The following is a 17,175-nucleotide window of genomic DNA, read 5'->3' as shown; positions in this document are numbered from 1 at the left end:
GGCATCGGGTCAGGTCGGCTCAAAAGCGGTAGCCGACCTCCAGCCAGAACTGGCGCCCGGTCTCGTAGATGGCCGAGTTGATGGCGGCAGTGGCCGAGGTATCGCCGCTGGCAATCACGCGGTCGGTGACGTTGTACACATCGACGTTGACGAACGCGGCCTGATCGCGGCCGGTGGGGATTTCCCAGGCCAGGCGCATGTCCCAGGTGAGGGCGTTGCCGTAGCTCTTGTCGAAGTACTCGGTGTAGCCGTCCACCTTGCCGACCCGGGTCTTGAGCGTGTCGATCCCGGCGCGGTAACGGAAGAAGTTGGTCCAGCCCAGGTTCCAGGCAGGAATCTCGGTAGTGGTGGTGAGTCGGTAGGTCCAGTCGTGGTTGTAGTTGCTCGGTGGCAGCTCACTGATGTGCATGATCTGGCCGTTGTAGCGCACGTAGTCGTCGTCTTCGAACTCTTCGCTGTAGTCGGTGTGGGTGGTGTTGAAGTGGGTCCAGTCGGCGGCCAGCTGGCCGGAGTTGCGGGTACCCCAGACGTCGTAGCTCAGTAGCGGCGTGAGGGTGAGTGTCACTACTTCGGTGTTGGATTTGCCGTCGTTGGTGTACACGTCATAGCTGCTGGTGAGGCTCGGGTCACCGCTGTTGTCGACGACTTTCTGCATGACCTGGTCGCGGCCCTCGCGGCGCACCCACTTCAGCGCAAGCTCAAGGTCACGCACCTGTTGGGTGATACCCAGGGTCCACTCGTCGTCGTAGGGAATGTCGAGCTTGTTGAACTGGGCATCGTTGGCGAACGAGGTCTTGGTCCACGCGCCGCCGGCGGCCGTGCGGGCGTAGCGGGTCTGCAGGCTGTTGACGCCCTCACGCAGGGCCCAGTACGCGGAGTTGCGGCCGTAGTAGCGGTTGCGTCCGGCACTGATGCGCGTGCGCTGGTCGCCGAAAACATCCCACTCCAGCGCCAGGCGGGGCGCGACGGTGGTCTGCTGCATGTAGTCGTCAGTGTCGAGACGCACGCCCGGGCGCAGCGTGACACGGCCGATCTCGATCTCGTCCTGGACGTACAGGGCGGCGCTGTTGACGTTGAAGTCGAAGTCGCCGGCGGCGTAGCGGGTGAGCTGGCGCACATACTGGCGGGCGTCGCTGTCGCAGTAACGGTCGCCGCCAAGGCTGCTGGCGCTGGCGCAGGTGGTGGTACCGGGCAGGGCGCCATACACATTGACGTCACTGGCGGTCAGGCGTTCGTAGCTGAACGCCTGATACTTGAGCTCCATGCCGGTGGTCAGGCTGTGGCGGCTACCGTAGAAGTCCATGGCGTCCCAGGCCGCTTCAAGCTTGTACTCATAGCTGTCCTGGGTCTGGTCGATGTCACCGTAGCCACCTTCCTGCGGGGTGGAGACACCCCAGTTTTTCACGTCATTCTTGACCCAGTTGTTCCAGTCGTCGGCATCACTGTCACGCGAGTTTTCCATCCGGCTCCAGGCAAACTGCTGGGTAATCTTGGCGCTATCGGCCTGGTAGTCGGCTTTGAAATTGAGCAGGGTGCCGCCTGACTTGATGGTGTAGCCGGTGTCCAGCGCGTTGTCGCGAAAGTAGGTGGCCTCTTCGGGGCTAGAAGTGAAGCTGCCTTCCAGGTCCAGACGCTCGCTGGCCTTGTAAACCGCCTTGAGGAACACGCTCTGGGATTTGCGTTCCTGGTCTTCCTGCTGGGCGGTATAGCCGGCCTTGCCATCATTGTTGCTGCTGAACACATTGACCGGAATGGTCGAGGTTTTCTGCGTGACGTTGGCAAGCAGGCCGAGGTTCTCGGTGAGGTGGCCTTCCAGCGTGGCGCGGACGAAATGCTTCACGAAGTCGGGCTGGTAGGCATAACTGCTGCCCGAACTTGCCGCGTCGAACTTGGCTTGCTCGTCTTCGTCGACGTGGTAGCGGGTCCAGGATGAACGGGTGGTCTGGTAGGAAACCTTACCGTGCAGGTCCTTGGTCGGCTGGCGCGTTTCGGCAGCCACCACACCACCGTTGAAGCCGCCGTACCTGGCGCCGATGTTGCTGTCGTAAACCTTGATGTCTTCGAGCAGTTCGGTGTCCAGCGCCAGCCCCTGGCTGCGCCCGGGTACCGAATTCACCAGGTTGTGCTGGCTGTCGCCGGGGTTGATGTCGTTGTTCATGCTCATGCCGTCTACCAGAAAGGCGTTCTGGTAGTACTTGGCGCCGTTGATGCTGATGTTGGCCGGGGCGATTTCCCCCGGGTTCTTGCTGCTCAACTGGTTGTTGTCGAACTGCACGTTGGGGTGGATCTTGAGCAGGCTGGTGATGTCGCCGTTGCCCCCCGGCAGGGCGTCGATGGTCTTGCGGTCGAGGGTGGTTTCGCCCTGGTGCGGCGATGTGCGGGTGCTGACGACCGTGTTGGCCAGGTTCAGTGCGCTCTGCGTCAGGGGCGTCAACACCAAGGCTGACGGCCCGCTGTAGCGCCAGCCGAGGCCGCTGCCATCGAGCAGGCGCTGCAGCGCTTCTTCGCTGCTCATGGTGCCCTGGATACCGGCGCTCAGGCGCTCATCCAGCAAGCGGCTGTCGACGCTGACCTGTAACCCGGACTGGCTGCCGAAGCTGAGCAGGGCGCTGGCCAGCGGCTGTCGCGGGATATCGAAATGGCGTCGGCTCTCGCGGGTGTCGGGGCTGGGCTCGGTGGTTACCGGCTCAGCGCCGGACGGCAAGGCAAAGAGCGCGAGCATCAGCCCGGTTGCACCCAGCAGACAGCGAGGTGCGAGAGCGGTTGTGGACATCCGGATGTTCCCCCAAGAGCGCAACGGCGCAAGTAATGAGAATCGATATCGATCCTATTGGCGGGGGAAAGACGAACGGGCGAAGTGAATTTCCAGAAAATAATGCTAAAGCGTGAAAATCAGTGGCGGTCGATTACCAACAGCAAGGGTGACCAGCTGCTGACCTGCCCGCCCAGCGGCGCCAGTGCGGCCTGCAGCGCCGACTTGGGCGAGCGCAGATCGAGGGCGGCGGTAATGCGCCGTTCGGCCAGGGCGTTGTCCTGGAGCAGGATCAACCCCGGTTGATAGCGACGTAGCTCATCGACGACTTCGCTCAGCGGTCGGTCATTGACCAGCAGGCGCCAATTGCGCCAGGCGGCGATCTGATCGCGGGGCACGCGGTCGAGCAGCGGCGCACCGTGCTCGGGAACGCGCAGGCGGTCACCGGCCGCGAGCCGTGCCAGCGGTTCGCCGGCCGCGCCGTTGCTGACCTGCACGCTGCCATGATCGACCGCCACGGCGACCTGGCGCGGTGCCAGGCTGACGTCGAAGGCGGTACCGGTAACCGTCACCTCAACTTCGCCCGCTCGTACCTGGAACGGGCGCTGGCTGTCGGGCGTGACCTGGAAGAATGCCTGCCCGCGACGCAGCGTGACCTGACGCCCGCCGTTGCTGAAATGCACATCGATGGCACTGTCGCTGTCCAGTTCGACGCGGCTGCCGTCTTCGAGCACGAGGCTGCGGTGCTCGCCAACTGCCGTGGCTTCGTCGGAAGTCAGCCCCTGCCAGGTCGGCAAAGCCAATAACGTGATGCTGGCCGCCAGGGCACCGGCAACCAATGCCCGGCGCCAGCGGTTGATGCGCCTGGACGGAGCTATGGGAGGCGTTTCCGGGCGCGGAGCAGGGCGTGCAAATGAGAGATCGCCACTGAGCAGCCAGACGCGTTCAGCCTTGCGAAAGGCGCGTGCATGCTCAGGTGAGCTGCCCAGCCAATTCGCCAGTGCCTGCTGCAGCGCTTCATCGGTGGGCGCTGCGCGGGTTTTCAGCAGCCAGTCCAGGGCCTCTGCCCAGATCGGGTCGTCACGCAAGGCGGGGCGCGGAGTTGCGGTGGCGCGTTCGTCTGGCAACTGGGGTGCCTCCATGGCGTGAGGCACCCCATTATTCCTCAGTCGGGCAGCGGGCGGAAGGTTCGGAATGCGGGCGTCAGTCATCGTCGAGCTGCTCCGCACAGTAAGTCAGCGCGTCGCGCACCAGTTGATGGGCGAGGCTGACGGAAATGCCCAGCTGTACGGCGATCTGCTGAAAGGTTTGCCCCTCCAGGCGATGCAGGCGAAAAGCCTCACGCGTACGCGCCGGCAGGCGTGCGAGGGCCTCCTGCAGAACACGCAGTTCATCGACGTAGAGCGCTTCGTGCTCAGGGGATGGCTGCGGCGAGGCGAGCTCGTCAAGGTACTCGGCGGCGTCCGGTACACGGTTTTCCAGGGTGCTGCGGCGGCTGACGTCGAGCGACAGGTTGCGCACGATGCGGTAGAGGTAACCGGCCGGCTGGGCGATGGACTTCTCTTCCTCCAGCGTGCGGCTGAAGCGCAGCCAGGCTTCCTGCACCACGTCTTCGGCCTGCGCACGGCAGCCAACAATAGGCGTCGAGTAGTCCACCAGCGCGGTGCGATGGGACATGTAGAAATCGAGCTGGTCGCTGGGGCTGGACACGACGACGAATACCGGGATATCAATCGGCGAATTATATGCAACTGAGAATTGTTATCAAGCTCGATTGTCAGCAGTGCGGCTTACCCGGCCTGAGCCGGGTGGCAGATCAACCGAGGACCGTTTGTTCGATCTGCGTTTCAAACCAGCTGAGAACCGCGCGGCAGGCAGGGTGCGTTGCACCGCTGTCACGCAACCACAGGGCATACACCGCTCCGGTCTTGAGCGGCTCGCCGAAGGGGATGACCAGGTCGCCGCGCACCAAAGCGTCGTGGGCCAGCGTCCTGTCTGTCATGGCGACGCCCAGACCGCGGCTGGCGGCATCCAGCGCCAGGTCGTCGAGGTTGAACATCAGGTGTTTGAAGCTGCGCTCGGTCTGATCGTGTTGGGCCTGCAGCCATACTGTCCATTCATGCTGACGGGTCGAACCGTGAATCAGCGCGTGTTGCTCGAGTTGATCGAGTGCGCGCGGCGGGGTGCGCCCATCGTTGAACCCTGGCGCGCAGACCGGCACCAGGTACTCCTCGAACAACAACGTCATCGGCCGCTCGTCGAGCCCGTCGGGCAGGTACAGCACATAGGCGTCGCAGTCACCACTGGTATCCACCAGTTCGCCACTGACCGTCTCGATGGACAGGCACAGGCCGGGGTTGATGGCATAGAACGCGCTCAGCCTGGGCAGCAGCCAGCGCACCGCCAGGGAGACGAAGACGCGGATACGAAAAGGCCGGTCCAGCGCTGCAGGTGCCAGGCGCTGTTCCAGTGTCCGTAGCGACGCCAACATTTCGCGCGCAACCTCGTACACCTCACGCCCTTGAGCGGTCAGCGCCACCTTGCGGCTGGTGCGCTCGAACAGCACCGTCTGGTAGTGCTCTTCGAGTTGCTGCACCTGTCGGCTGATCGCACTTTGAGTCAGGTGCAACTGCCGGGCGGCCTCGGTGAAGTTACTGGTGTCGGCCACCCGGACCAGGGTTTGCAGCGCCTGCAAGGACGGCACACGGAAGTTTTTACCCATGCAAATTCCGAATGGATGGATGATTTTTTAACGTTAGAGTCAATGCCCGAGTGCCCTTAAATTAGAGACTAAGAGGGCGCATCAGCGGGTTATTGCCAATAACTCCTGCGCATTGATTGTGGAGGAGTGACAGACAATGAACAACCACTGTGGCTGGATCGCCCTGGCGGGCGAATCTGCGGTGCGAGCGCGGCTTGTAGGCAAGCAGAATGTCGATTGGCTGATCATCGGCGGTGGCATCACCGGCCTGTCGGCAGCCCACACGCTAGCCAGCCGCTTTCCTTCTCAGCGCATTGCATTGCTTGACCGCCAGCGTGTGGCGCAAGGCGCTTCTGCGCGCAACTCGGGCTTCGTGGTCAGCCACGAACTGCCGGGCGCCGGTGAATTGCTCGGCACCCCAGGGTTTTCGGGCTATCAGGTCGCCTCCCGTATCGGTGTTGCTGCGGGCCTTGAGGTTCGCCAGCGCATCGCTGAACTGGATATCGACTGTGAACTGAACGATGACGGCTACCACTTTGCCGTGCATGAGCCCGCTCACCTCGATGCCGTTGAACAGACGCTGGCAACGCTGAAGGCCGTTGGCGCGCAGGCGCGCTTTTTTGAAGCAGGCGACCTTGAACAGCGTCTGGGTACAGCCTTCTACAGCCGCGCCATTCACTGCGGCGGTGGCAATGGGCTGTTGCAGCCGGCGCGCTATGTCAAAGGCTTGGCCGACAGCTTGCCAGCGCAGGTGGATGTCTATGAAAACAGTGCGGTGACCGATTTGCAGCGCGCGCCGGGCAAGGGCTGGACAGTCCGGACTGACGCTGGCGAGGTGCAGGCAAAGCAGGTGCTGATCTGCGTTGGCGCCTTCCTGCCAAGGGTAGGGGTGCAGCGTAGCGGCACGTTCCCGTTGGAACTCAGTGCCAGCATCACCCGGCCGCTGACCGACGCCCGCTGGCAACACCTGTTCGACGAACAGGGCTGGGGCGTGCTGTCGACGTTGCCAGGCGGTTGCACGCTGCGCCTGCTACCGGGGCGGCGCCTGTTGATCCGCAACACGGTCGAGTACCGCCAGCGCGACATTGACGCCCAAGACCTTGCGGTACGCCAACGCGAGCACCTGCTGGGGTTGCAAAAGCGCTTCCCGGGCATCACCGCGCAAGACCTTGAGTACACCTGGACCGGTCATCTGAGTGGAACCCGCTCGGGCGAGCCGCTCTTCACCAGGCTCGACGACGGCCTGCACACGGTCGCTGGCTGTAATGGTTCAGGTGTCGCTCGCGGCACCTTGTGGGGACGTTTGCTGGTCGAGATGGCGACCGGCGCCGATTCGTCCTTGCTCAGTGATGTGCTCAGTCAGGCCAAGCCGGGTTACCTGCCACCCAAGCCGTTTTTTGATATAGGCGCCAAAGCCCGCATGGCCTGGGAAGTCTGGCGCGCCCGCAACGAACGTTGAAACTTCGGCGCACACGCCGCAACAAAAACAAGAGAGGCACCCCATGTTCAAACGCACCTGCATGACCCTGTTGTCGATGACGTTGCTGACCGCTACGGCCCATGCCGCCGCAGCCGTCAACATTGCCAACTGGAGCGGCTACATCGCCGATGACACCCTGAGCGAGTTCACCCGTCGCAGCGGCATCAAGACCACTTACGACCTGATCGACAGCAACGAAACCACCGAAGCCAAGTTGATGACCGGCAACAGTGGCTATGACCTGGCCAGCCCGTCCAACCACTTCTTGCCGCGCCTGATAAAGGCCGGCGCGATTCAGGAACTGGATCGCAGCAGGTTGCCCAACTGGAGCAACCTTGATCCCAAATTGATGAAAATCCTTGAGGCCAGCGATCCGGGCAACCGCTACGCAATTCCCTACATGTGGGTGACAACCGGCATCGGTTACAACGCTGACAAGGTCAAGGCCATCTTCGGGAATACCGACGTGACCCAGTCCTGGGACATGCTGTTCAAACCGGAGAACATCAAGAAACTCAGTCAATGCGGCGTGGCGTTTCTCGACAACCCGACCCAGATCATCTCCATCACCCTCAAGACCCTGGGCCTGGACCCGCACAGCCAGGACCCGGCCGACCTGAAGAAGGCTGAAGCCGCGCTGCTGGCGATCCGTCCCTACATCAGCTACTTCCACCAGTCGAAGTACGTCAGCGACCTGGCCAACGGCAACATCTGCGTCGCCATCGGCTTCAGCGGCGATGTACAGCAGGCCATGACCAGCGCGCAGCAGGCGGGCAACGGGGTGAACATCGGCTACAGCATCCCGCGCGAAGGCTCCACCGTAGCGGTCGACATGGTGGTGATTCCCAAGGGCGCGCCGCACCTGGAAAATGCCTATGCCTATCTCAATTACCTGCTTGAGCCGAAGGTAATCGCCAACATCAGCAACGCGGTGAAGTACCCCAACGGCAACGCTGCGGCACTGGAGTTCATCACCCCTGAGCTGCGCGACAACCCGGCGATCTATCCACCGGCAGCCGTGCTCGACACATTGTTCCCGATCAAGACCTTGTCACCGGCAGGCATGCGCTTGAGCACCCGCTTGTGGACGCGTGTGTTGAGCGGGACGTGAGTTGACGATACGTAAGGCGCGCGTGAACGGCAGTGCAAGGACGCGTTGAGGTAAAACCTTGAGGGGGAAGGCTGACAGGCAGCAGGTAGAAGCGTTCAGCTTGCGTACCTTGGAAGAACTGGAGCGGGTGAAGGGAATCGAACCCTCGTTATCAGCTTGGGAAGCTGGAGTAATGCCATTATACGACACCCGCTTTCAGGGCTGACGTTGTACCAGAAGCGCGCTGCGATTTGAAGCCTTGGCGTGCAAAAAAGCCCGGGTCGGTGGCCGGTAGCGCGAGGTCTTGCATCTTCCTTCTGCCCTTGCGGGCCGCTGATGCAGGAGGCTGTGCTACCGCCAACCAGGGGGCTCAGATCGCCAGTGCATGATGCTCCTGGACGTACGAACTGCGTACGCGGGACTCCCGGGCGGTGGGTTTGAGGAAGCCCAGCAAGGCGTCACGCGTGGCGTTGCACGCTGCCTTGTGTTCCATGTCGAGGAAGTGGCCCGCCGCGCGGATTTCACTGAAGTGACTGTTGCGCACGTGCTGGCTGAACTGCCTGGCATCACCAATGGTGGTGTACTCGTCCCACTCGCCATTCATGAACAGCACCGGAATGTCGATGACCCGGGCCGAACGCAGGGCATTGTCGAGGTCGTGGTCGAGCACCTGGTTGATGTGGAAGTGCATCTGCGCGTACTCGTGGTTATCGAGGCTGCTGACGTGCCGGTAGTTGAAACGCTTGAACAGCGACGGCAAGTGCTTGCCGATGGTGTCGTTGACCAGGTTGCCCACCTGATAGCGGTCGCAGGTGCTGAGGAACTGGCAGCCGCGTTCGAGGTAGTCGCGCATCGGCTCGTTGATCACCGGCGAGAACGAACTGATCACCGCCTTTTCCACGCGCCGTGGCTTGTGCGCCAGGGCCAGCAAAGTGCAGGCGCCACCCCAGGAAAACGACATGACATGGTCGGCGGCAAAGTGGTCGATCAGTTCCAGCAGGATCTGCCCTTCGGCTTCTTTGGTCAGCAAGTGCTCGTTGCGGTTGTGCGGCTTGGATTTGCCGGCATAGGGCTGATCGTAAAGCACCACGTTGAACTGCGGGTGCAGGTTACGCACGGTCTGGGCAAATGATGCCGTCGTGGCCAGTGAACCATTGATCAGGATGATCGTCTTCTCAGCGGCGTCTGCGCGATAGAACTCCGTGTAAACCCGATACTGACCTTGTATATCAAGCACAGCAATTTCTGGCCTCATGTCGTCGACTCCTGGCGCAAGAAAGGGTGTTCGCACATGTAAGAATGTGCGTTCTTTATGACAGGTAGGCATGCGCCTTGAAGAGAAACTGAGGGCCCTTGTCGATCCTGGAGACTGCGGTCGACCGGTATTGTTCTAGGTGGGCAATCTGCCGGACTCCAGTACTTCGAGGCACGGGTAGCCAGCAAAAAGGTGTCTTGGACTGCGGGCGTGACCAATGAGTCACATGCAGACCGACGATTGGATTCAAGCAGCCAGGCGGGTAACCCGCAAGTGCCTTTGGGACGATTGAGGAAAATTTTCCGCCAGGCGGTCTTCGCCTCAGATTGCCAGGATTTCTTCGGGGTAAAGGGCGCGGTACTCGCCTGGGCGCAGGCCCGGGTCCAGTTGCAGCGGCCCCATGCGCTCGCGGTGCAGGCGCAGCACCTTGTTGTCGAAGTGGCCGAACATGCGTTTGACCTGGTGGTAGCGGCCCTCGACGATGCTCAGGCGGGCCGAGCGCGGGCCGAGCAGGGTCAGTTCGGCGGGCAGGGTGGTGAGGTCTTCGAAGGCAAAGTAGAAGCCCTGGCGAAATTTTTCGATGTAGTGCGGCTCGATCACCTGTTCGGTTTCGACGTAGTAGATCTTCGCCAGTTTGGTTTGCGGCTGGGTCAGGCGCCGTGACCACTGGCCGTCATTGGTCAGCAGCATAAGGCCGGTGGTGTTGAAGTCCAGGCGCCCGGCAAGGTGCAACTCGTGTTTGTCGGTTTCATCAATCAGGTCGAGCACGGTGCGGTGCTCGGGGTCCTGGGTGGCGCTGACGCAGCCCTGGGGCTTGTGCAGCATCAGGTAGCGCGCAGGCCGCCCGGCTTGCAGCAGTTGCTCGTCGACCTCGATACGGCTGAACTCGCGTACCTCCAGGTGCGGGTCGCTGACGCAATGGCCGTCGACACGGACCCGTCGCTCAGCCAGCAGCAGGCGTACTTGCTGACGGTTGAAACAGGGCAGGTTGCTGAGGAATCGATCGAGGCGCATACAGGCTCGGGGCAGGGCGTTGCAGTTTAACGGCCGGGCAGCGATTTTGCCGCCTCGAGTTGCTCCAGCACCTGGGCGCAGGCGGGACACAGGCATGCCTTGTTGCGCTGCTCGGCGGGCAGCGCCGCAATGACCTCGGGGGCAATGCTGACGCTGTAGCACCAGCAGGCGTTGGTTGCCGTGCGCGGGTCGGCAAGGCTGCAGCGGTTGCTGGCGCCGCAGGCAGGGCAGTGTTGAGGGTCATGCATAGTCGGACCTGAGCATTTCTACGCAAACGCGGTTGCGTCCGCTTTGTTTGGCACGGTAGAGCGCATGATCGGCACGGGCGATCAGGCTGTGCAGGGTATCTTCAGGCTGCAGGCAGCTCAAGCCGATGCTGGTGGTCAGGGTAATCGGGCGGTCGGCGAAGGTGAACTTCAGCTGTTCGGTGCGCAGGCGGATTTTTTCGGCGACTTCCCGCGCTTGTGCACCGTCGGTGTCCTTGAGCAGCACGATGAACTCCTCGCCACCCCAGCGGCAGATGATGTCCGACAGGCGCAGGCAGTTTTCCAGGACCTGGGCGAACTGGCGCAAGACTTCGTCGCCGGCCAGGTGGCCATGGGTGTCATTAAGCACCTTGAAGTGATCGAGGTCGATCAACAGCGCGACCAGCGGCTTGGGCTCGCGCTGGGCTTCGAGCAGCGCCTGGGCCGCCAGCAGGTCAAAGCCACGACGGTTGGGCAGGCCAGTGAGGCTGTCGCGGGTGGCCAGGGTCTCGATATTGTCCTGGTGACGCTTGACCATGGCATTGAGCAACGACAGCACCACCAGGCCGATCATGGCGCAGATCGCCAGGTTAAGGTAAAGCGACTGGCGGATCTTGTCCAGCGCCGCCCCTTCGCGTTTGTCGACGAACAGGTACCAGTTCAGCTCCGGTACCAGGCGTACGTTGAGAAAATGGCTATGGCCGTCCGTGCCACGGTATTCGTGACTGCCGGTGACCGCGCCGGGCATCTGCTTGAGCACATCCTGCAGTCCCCCCAGCTCGTGCAGCGACTGGCCGACGCGGATCGCGTCGGTACCGCCATTGGAGCCGGTCAGCACCACGTCGCCTTTCGGGTCCACGAAGAATACCTGGCGCTGGTAGCGTTTCTGATAGTCATCGATCAGATGGACCACGGCTTCGACGGTCAGGCCGATACCGGTGACGCCGATGAAGTTGCCGTTGTAGTCGAATACCCGGTAGTTGATAAAGACGGTGAGCTTGTCCTGGTTGGCCATGTCCAGGTCGACGTTGATCTCGTAGGGGGCGGCCATGTCTCGCACCCGGTAATACCAGGTGTCGCGCGGCTCCTGCGGGTTGACCTGTTTGAGCACGCCTTTTTGCGCCTGGTAATAGTTGTTGCTGGCGCTGGAGACGAAAAAGGCGGTGTAGGCGCGGTACTGGCCCATGACCTCGTTGAGGTAGCGGGAGATTTGCGCCGTGTCGCGCTCACCGCCCAGTACCCAGTCCCGCAGGAAGGTGTCGTGGGCCATCATCGAGGAAATCAGGATCGGCCGCACCAGGTCCTTCTGGATTTCCGAATAGACCGTGTCGGAGGTCAGCGGCAGTTCGGTGTTGATGATGCTGTCGCGAATCGCGCTGCGCGAGGCAAAGTAACTGATCAGGGACGTTGCGAGGAATCCGCAGCCCAACAACAGCAGCAAGGTCAGGATGAGTGAGCGCTGCGAAAACACCGCGGATCGAGGCAATTGGTCATTCCCTTGGTATAGGCCAATGCCGTTCATTCTAGTGGCTGAGCCGATAAATAACTGGACAAATATAATGGGTATTGGCGTTGTTTCAAATTATTGCAGGATCGGCACCGGCGGGGCATTTCGTGGTCTTAGTTAATGTCGACGGGCGCTTGTCTGTCGGCGCCGACCAGCGTCGCTGGGATGGGCAGTTCCGCGGTCCGGGAGGCCGCCATGTATCGCCGACTTTTGCTTGTTGCAGTGCTGAGTTTGCTGACAACCGCTTGTGTTCCTTACGGAGGTAACGGTTACTACCGCACCGAGGTCTACACCGCCGACCGCTATGGTTATCCGGGTTATTACCGGCCTGCCTACCCCTACAACCGTGGCTATTATGTAGTGCCACCGCCTCGCTATTACGCGCCGCCGCCTAACTACTACCGGCCGGCACCGCACTATTACCGTCCTTCTCCCCAGTACTACCGGTCATCACCGCAGTATTACCGCCCGGCCCCCGGCCATTATTACCAACCGCATCCGGGCCGGGGTAACGACCGTTACCGGGCGCAGCCCTCGGGGCAGAACCGCGACCACAGTGGCTGGCCGGACCGCAACTGGCATCGCTGATCGCCTCAGGCGAGGTCGGCCAGGGGATGGCGGCCTTCCCAGACTTTGGCAAAGTGCGCGTCGATCACCGCTTTCGGCACCTGGGCGATGTTCGCCCAGTGCCAGTGCGGCTTTTGATCCTTGTCGATCAGGCGCGCACGCACCCCTTCGCTGAATTCCGGATGTCGGCAGCAGTTCAGGCTCATGGCGTATTCCATCTGGAACACCTGGGCCAATGACAGGTACCTGGCGCGCTGGATCTGCTCCCAGACCAGATGGGCGGTCAGCGGGCTGCCGTCGAGCATGGTTTGTGCTGCTTTGGCCAGCAACAGGTCGTCACTGGTGCGCAGCGCCGCAATCGCCCGCCAGGCGCAGACCGGATCCGCCACATCGAGCAAGGTGTCGATCTGTTTGCGCCGTGGCAGCCACTGGGCAGCAGGTCGTTCGGTAGCCGCCTGATGCTGATGGGCCTTGAGCAGGCTGTTGAGTTGCAGGGCGGTCTGCTCCTGCCAGTTCAGCTGCAGCAGGTCATCGAGCAACGCTTCCTGCTGGTTTTCACCCAGCAGGCGATCGGCCAGCCCCAGGTCCAGCGCATCGCAGGCGTTGATCGGCGCACCGGTCATGCCGAGAAACAGCCCGAGCTTGCCGGGCAGGCGCGAAAGGAACCAACTGGCACCGACATCCGGGTACAGCCCGATGCTGATTTCCGGCATCGCCAGGCGGCTGCCCGGGGTGACAATGCGAATGGCCGAGCCTTGCATCAGCCCCATGCCGCCGCCCAGTACATGGCCGTGTGCCCAGCAGATCAGCGGCTTGGGGTAGGTGTGCAGGCGGTAGTCGAGGCGGTATTCGCTGGCGAAGAACTGTGTCGCCAGGTGCGGCACCTGGCCAGGATGGTCACGGCACGCCTGTGCCAGGCTACGCACCTCGCCACCGGCGCAAAAGGCCTTGCTGCCATTGCCGCGCAGTAACACACAGACGATGTCGCTGTCTTCGGCCCAGGCCTTGAGCTGTTCGTCGATGACTTCGATCATCGGCAGCGACAGCGCATTGAGCGCCTGCGGGGCGTTCAGCGTAATGACGCCAATGCGGGCGCCATCGACACCCGTGAGTTCCTCATGCAGTACGGCAACCATGGGCGACCTCTTCACGTTTATCCGCACAAGTATGGTCGTTGCTGACGATTACGTCGGTCGCCGGTCGGATCGATTGACAAGTCCGGGCAGCTTTCCTAGTGTCGCGCCATTGTTTACGGATGACCCCATGACTGACGACGATCGCATCAAACTCGAACCGAGCTGGAAAGAAGCGCTGCGCGCTGAGTTCGAGCAACCTTACATGCAGCAGCTGCGCGAATTCCTGCGCCAGGAATACGCCGCGGGCAAAGAGATCTACCCGCCTGGCCCGTTGATCTTCAATGCGCTCAACTCCACACCGCTGGATCAGGTCAAGGTGGTGATCCTCGGCCAGGACCCATATCACGGTCCGGGTCAGGCCCATGGCTTGTGCTTTTCGGTACAGCCGGGCATCCCGACACCGCCGTCGCTGGTCAACATCTACAAGGAGCTGCACCGCGACCTGAACATCGAGATTCCTGCGCACGGTTGCCTGCAGCACTGGGCAGACCAGGGCGTGTTGCTGCTCAACACCACCATGACTGTAGAGCGCGCCAATGCCGCTTCCCACGCCAAAAAGGGCTGGGAGTTCTTCACTGACCGCATTATTGAACTGGTCAGCGAGCATCAGCCCAACACGGTGTTCCTGCTGTGGGGCGCGCACGCGCAGAGCAAGCAGAAGCTGATCGACAGCACCAAGCACCTGGTGCTCAAGTCGGTACACCCGTCGCCGTTGTCTGCCTATCGCGGCTTTTTGGGCTGCGGGCATTTCAGCCGCACCAACAAGTTCCTCGAGCAGCATGGCCTGACGCCCGTGCAGTGGGCATTGCCGCCGCTCTAGGAGACGGGGCTGCAGCGCAGCCCCATTGGCGTCGCCCCTCAATTGCCGTTGTTGCTGTCTGGGCCGGGAGTCGCGCGTTCGCTGATCCAGTGGCGGAACAGCGGTTCGGCAAGAAACAGCACAAACAGCAGGCGCATCACCTGCAGTGCCGTTACCAGTGGCACCGACAGTTGCAATGTTTCGGCGGTCAGGCTCATTTCGGCGATGCCGCCCGGCATCATGCCCAGGGTCAGGGAGCGCAGGTCCAGTTGCGTCAGGTGGCTCAAGGTCCAGGCTGCCGCAGCGGCGATGAGCATGCTCAGGGCCGTGGCGATCAGGGTGCGGCCGAGGAACGACGGCGCGCGGCGAAAGAAGGCACGGTTGAAATGACAGCCCAGGCCGCTGCCGATCAACCACTGGCCCACCTGGCTGGCGCCGTCGGGCAGGGCGATCTGCAGGTCGGCACCGACACTGGCAATGGCGGCGATCAGCAACGGGCCGAACAGCCAGGGGTTGGGTTGTTTCAAGCGCTGCCACAGCAAGGCCATGACCAGCCCCAGCGGACAGATCAGCGCCAGCCAGCCCCAGCTGACACTCCCGGCATGGGTGATCGGTACGCCATCGCCCAGCAGGTACTTGAACAGCGCCGGCACACACAGCACCACGGCCAGTACCCGCAGGCTCTGCGCGGCGGCAACCTGGCTGAGGTTGGCACCATTGCGCGCACCGAGGTTGACCATCTCTCCCGATCCCCCCGGCATGCTGGAAAAAAACGCCGTGGCACGGTCTTCACCGGTGCGGCGCAACAACCAGATGCCGACCACGCTGGACACACTGGTAATCAGCGCACCGCAGAAAATCAGGCCGAAGTTGCTCGCCACCTGCTCGACTACCGCAGGGGTGAAGTGCAGGCCGATGCCGATGCCGATGATCCACTGCCCGCATTTACGCCCGCCGGGTATTTCGCTCAATTGCCAGGGCGTCAGGCAGCGCACGAGGATGATCGCCAGCAACGAGCCGACCATCCACGGCAAAGGCCAGCCGACCTGGCTGGCGAGATACCCGCCTGCCAGACCGACCAGCCCTGTGGCCCAATACAGCTTCAGCAACCGGTCAGACATCGGCCAGGGCGCGCCGCTGCACACTGCGTTTGCGCCAGATGCGCAGCAACGGCAACAGCATCATGGCAATGGTCAGGCCCCACACACTCAAGGTGATCGGGCTGGACCAGAGGATGTCCAGGGCGCCGTTGGAGATCGACAGCGCGCGGCGCAGGTTCTGCTCCATCAACCCGCCGAGAATGAACCCGAGAAGAATCGGCGACAGCGGGAAGTCCAGCTTGCGCAGGATGTAGCCGAAGATGCCGATACCGATCATCAGGAACAGGTCGAAGGTGGTGGCATGCACGGCATACACGCCGATCGCGGTAATGATCGCGATCACCGGCACCAGGGCCCAGTTCGGCACGGCCAGAATGCGGGTGAAGATGCGGATCATCGGGATGTTGAGGATCACCAGCATGATGTTGGCGATGAACAGCGAAGCGATCAGGCCCCAGACAATGTCCGGTTGCTGTTCGAACAGCATCGGCCCCGGCGTGATGTTGTACAGGGTCAGTGCGCCGATCATCACCGCAGTGGTCCCCGAGCCCGGGACACCGAGGGTCAGCATCGGCACCAGGGCGCCACAGCAGGAGGCACCGATGGCGGTTTCAGGGGCGGCCAGGCCACGTTTGTCACCTTTGCCGAAAGTGCCCTTGGCGCCGGCGATGCGTTTCTCGGTCATGTAGGCCACGGCACTGGCCAGGGTTGCGCCGGCACCGGGCAGTACACCCATGATGAAGCCGAGCAGGCCACAGCGGATGTTCACCACGAAGACCGAGGCAGCTTCCTTGAAGTTGAACAGCATGCGGCCGGTGGCTTTTACCGCTTCGTGGCCGTGGTGGGTCTTTTCCAGCAGCAACAGAATCTCGCTGATTGAGAACAGGCCCAGCACCAGCACTACGAACTGAATGCCGTCGGCCAGGTGCACGCTGTCACCGGTAAAGCGGTACACACCACTGTTGGCGTCGATGCCGACGCTGGACAGGAACAGACCGATCAATGCGGCAATAAAGGTTTTCAGCGGCCGGTCGCCCGCCATGCCGCCCAGGCAGACGATGGCGAACACCATCAGCACGAAGTACTCCGCCGGCCCGAAGGCGATCGCCCATTTCGCCAGCAAGGGAGCGAACAGCACCATGCCGCAGGTAGCGATAAAGGCGCCGATGAACGAGCTCCAGGCCGACAGCGACAGCGCCACGCCAGCCAGGCCCTGGCGGGCCATGGGGTAGCCGTCGAGGGTGGTCATCACGGTGGAGGCTTCGCCGGGTATGTTGAGCAGGATCGAGCTGATCCGCCCGCCGTACTCGCAGCCCAGGTACACCGCCGCCAGCAGGATCAGTGCCGACTCCGGTGGCAGGCCGAGGGCAAAGGCAATCGGGATCAGCAGGGCGACGCCATTGATCGGCCCCAGGCCGGGTAGCAGGCCGACCACGGTACCGATCAGGGTGCCGGCCAGGGCCGTGACCAGGTTGTAGGGGCTGAGGGCGACGCCGAAGCCCTGGCCCAGGTAGCTGAGAGTATCCATG

General features: G+C 62.3%; 15 protein-coding genes and 1 tRNA gene. 4 read left to right on the top strand and 12 right to left on the bottom strand.

Features of this window, described 5'->3' with window-relative positions:
* Window positions 1-19: 19 nt before the first annotated feature.
* From I5S59_RS14700 to I5S59_RS14685, 4 genes are all read right to left on the bottom strand, one after another.
* Window positions 20-2,773, bottom strand: coding sequence for a TonB-dependent receptor (locus tag I5S59_RS14700; protein WP_197877269.1), 2,754 nt, complete (start codon window positions 2,771-2,773; stop codon window positions 20-22).
* A 119-nt stretch (window positions 2,774-2,892) separates the two neighbouring features.
* Window positions 2,893-3,906: a FecR family protein gene (locus I5S59_RS14695; protein WP_332262078.1), complete on the bottom strand. Its 1,014-nt coding sequence runs from the start codon at window positions 3,904-3,906 to the stop codon at window positions 2,893-2,895.
* A 49-nt stretch (window positions 3,907-3,955) separates the two neighbouring features.
* A complete protein-coding gene (locus I5S59_RS14690) occupies window positions 3,956-4,462 on the bottom strand; it encodes a sigma-70 family RNA polymerase sigma factor (protein ID WP_332262077.1) in 507 nt (168 codons plus the stop codon).
* Window positions 4,463-4,568: 106 nt separating this feature from the next.
* Window positions 4,569-5,474: a LysR substrate-binding domain-containing protein gene (locus I5S59_RS14685; RefSeq protein WP_197877268.1), complete on the bottom strand. Its 906-nt coding sequence runs from the start codon at window positions 5,472-5,474 to the stop codon at window positions 4,569-4,571.
* Between the two features lie 136 nt (window positions 5,475-5,610).
* On the opposite strand from I5S59_RS14685, the gene I5S59_RS14680 reads away from it, so the two are divergent.
* Both I5S59_RS14680 and I5S59_RS14675 read left to right on the top strand, forming a co-directional pair.
* Window positions 5,611-6,912, top strand: coding sequence for an NAD(P)/FAD-dependent oxidoreductase (locus I5S59_RS14680; RefSeq protein ID WP_197877267.1), 1,302 nt, complete (start codon window positions 5,611-5,613; stop codon window positions 6,910-6,912).
* 43 nt (window positions 6,913-6,955) lie between these two features.
* The gene (locus I5S59_RS14675; protein ID WP_197877266.1) at window positions 6,956-8,044 is read left to right on the top strand and encodes a polyamine ABC transporter substrate-binding protein; all 1,089 of its coding nucleotides are present in this window, start codon (window positions 6,956-6,958) and stop codon (window positions 8,042-8,044) included.
* Window positions 8,045-8,163: 119 nt separating this feature from the next.
* Here the strand turns inward: I5S59_RS14675 and I5S59_RS14670 are convergent.
* The 5 genes from I5S59_RS14670 to I5S59_RS14650 form a co-directional block, all read right to left on the bottom strand.
* Window positions 8,164-8,237 (bottom strand) — tRNA-Gly (locus I5S59_RS14670).
* A gap of 156 nt (window positions 8,238-8,393) precedes the next feature.
* Complete coding sequence (locus tag I5S59_RS14665) at window positions 8,394-9,278, bottom strand: alpha/beta fold hydrolase (RefSeq protein WP_197877265.1); 885 nt, start codon at window positions 9,276-9,278, stop codon at window positions 8,394-8,396.
* Window positions 9,279-9,599: 321 nt separating this feature from the next.
* The gene (locus I5S59_RS14660; protein WP_197877264.1) at window positions 9,600-10,292 is read right to left on the bottom strand and encodes a pseudouridine synthase; all 693 of its coding nucleotides are present in this window, start codon (window positions 10,290-10,292) and stop codon (window positions 9,600-9,602) included.
* Window positions 10,293-10,318: 26 nt separating this feature from the next.
* Window positions 10,319-10,540 (bottom strand): cysteine-rich CWC family protein, encoded by a 222-nt coding sequence (locus I5S59_RS14655; protein WP_197877263.1) that lies wholly within the window; start codon window positions 10,538-10,540, stop codon window positions 10,319-10,321.
* Window positions 10,533-12,023: a sensor domain-containing diguanylate cyclase gene (locus tag I5S59_RS14650; RefSeq protein ID WP_197877262.1), complete on the bottom strand. Its 1,491-nt coding sequence runs from the start codon at window positions 12,021-12,023 to the stop codon at window positions 10,533-10,535. The genes I5S59_RS14655 and I5S59_RS14650 overlap by 8 nt, the downstream gene beginning before the upstream one ends.
* A gap of 216 nt (window positions 12,024-12,239) precedes the next feature.
* On the opposite strand from I5S59_RS14650, the gene I5S59_RS14645 reads away from it, so the two are divergent.
* Window positions 12,240-12,632, top strand: a complete 393-nt coding sequence (locus tag I5S59_RS14645; protein ID WP_197877261.1) for a hypothetical protein — start codon at window positions 12,240-12,242, stop codon at window positions 12,630-12,632.
* A 5-nt stretch (window positions 12,633-12,637) separates the two neighbouring features.
* Here I5S59_RS14645 and I5S59_RS14640 read toward each other — a convergent pair whose 3' ends face one another.
* Window positions 12,638-13,747, bottom strand: a complete 1,110-nt coding sequence (locus I5S59_RS14640) for an enoyl-CoA hydratase/isomerase family protein (RefSeq protein WP_197877260.1) — start codon at window positions 13,745-13,747, stop codon at window positions 12,638-12,640.
* A 127-nt stretch (window positions 13,748-13,874) separates the two neighbouring features.
* Between I5S59_RS14640 and ung the strand changes: the two genes are divergently transcribed.
* Window positions 13,875-14,567, top strand: a complete 693-nt coding sequence (gene ung, locus I5S59_RS14635) for a uracil-DNA glycosylase (RefSeq protein ID WP_197877259.1) — start codon at window positions 13,875-13,877, stop codon at window positions 14,565-14,567.
* Window positions 14,568-14,605: 38 nt separating this feature from the next.
* Here ung and I5S59_RS14630 read toward each other — a convergent pair whose 3' ends face one another.
* Together I5S59_RS14630 and I5S59_RS14625 are read right to left on the bottom strand one after the other, a co-directional pair.
* A complete protein-coding gene (locus tag I5S59_RS14630; protein ID WP_197877258.1) occupies window positions 14,606-15,667 on the bottom strand; it encodes an AbrB family transcriptional regulator in 1,062 nt (353 codons plus the stop codon).
* Complete coding sequence (locus I5S59_RS14625; protein WP_128324030.1) at window positions 15,660-17,174, bottom strand: tripartite tricarboxylate transporter permease; 1,515 nt, start codon at window positions 17,172-17,174, stop codon at window positions 15,660-15,662. Before I5S59_RS14625 ends, I5S59_RS14630 begins: the two co-directional genes overlap by 8 nt.
* Window position 17,175 lies beyond the last annotated feature (1 nt).

The sequence above is a fragment of the Pseudomonas alkylphenolica genome, from assembly GCF_016009175.1.
GTDB lineage: Bacteria > Pseudomonadota > Gammaproteobacteria > Pseudomonadales > Pseudomonadaceae > Aquipseudomonas > Aquipseudomonas alkylphenolica_B.
The sequence above is the reverse complement of the archived record's forward strand: the minus strand, read 5'-3'. Positions and strand labels throughout refer to the sequence as shown.

Excerpts from the sequence above, each read along its gene's own strand:
- I5S59_RS14700 (WP_197877269.1), bottom strand. The coding sequence starts at position 2,773 with ATGTCCACAACCGCTCTCGCACCTCGCTGTCTGCTGGGTGCAACCGGG.
- I5S59_RS14655 (WP_197877263.1), bottom strand. The coding sequence starts at position 10,540 with ATGCATGACCCTCAACACTGCCCTGCCTGCGGCGCCAGCAACCGCTGC.
- I5S59_RS14645 (WP_197877261.1), top strand. The coding sequence starts at position 12,240 with ATGTATCGCCGACTTTTGCTTGTTGCAGTGCTGAGTTTGCTGACAACC.
- ung (WP_197877259.1), top strand. The coding sequence starts at position 13,875 with ATGACTGACGACGATCGCATCAAACTCGAACCGAGCTGGAAAGAAGCG.
- I5S59_RS14625 (WP_128324030.1), bottom strand. The coding sequence starts at position 17,174 with ATGGATACTCTCAGCTACCTGGGCCAGGGCTTCGGCGTCGCCCTCAGC.
- I5S59_RS14660 (WP_197877264.1), bottom strand. The coding sequence starts at position 10,292 with ATGCGCCTCGATCGATTCCTCAGCAACCTGCCCTGTTTCAACCGTCAG.
- I5S59_RS14640 (WP_197877260.1), bottom strand. The coding sequence starts at position 13,747 with ATGGTTGCCGTACTGCATGAGGAACTCACGGGTGTCGATGGCGCCCGC.
- I5S59_RS14685 (WP_197877268.1), bottom strand. The coding sequence starts at position 5,474 with ATGGGTAAAAACTTCCGTGTGCCGTCCTTGCAGGCGCTGCAAACCCTG.
- I5S59_RS14680 (WP_197877267.1), top strand. The coding sequence starts at position 5,611 with ATGAACAACCACTGTGGCTGGATCGCCCTGGCGGGCGAATCTGCGGTG.
- I5S59_RS14665 (WP_197877265.1), bottom strand. The coding sequence starts at position 9,278 with ATGAGGCCAGAAATTGCTGTGCTTGATATACAAGGTCAGTATCGGGTT.
- I5S59_RS14675 (WP_197877266.1), top strand. The coding sequence starts at position 6,956 with ATGTTCAAACGCACCTGCATGACCCTGTTGTCGATGACGTTGCTGACC.
- I5S59_RS14630 (WP_197877258.1), bottom strand. The coding sequence starts at position 15,667 with ATGTCTGACCGGTTGCTGAAGCTGTATTGGGCCACAGGGCTGGTCGGT.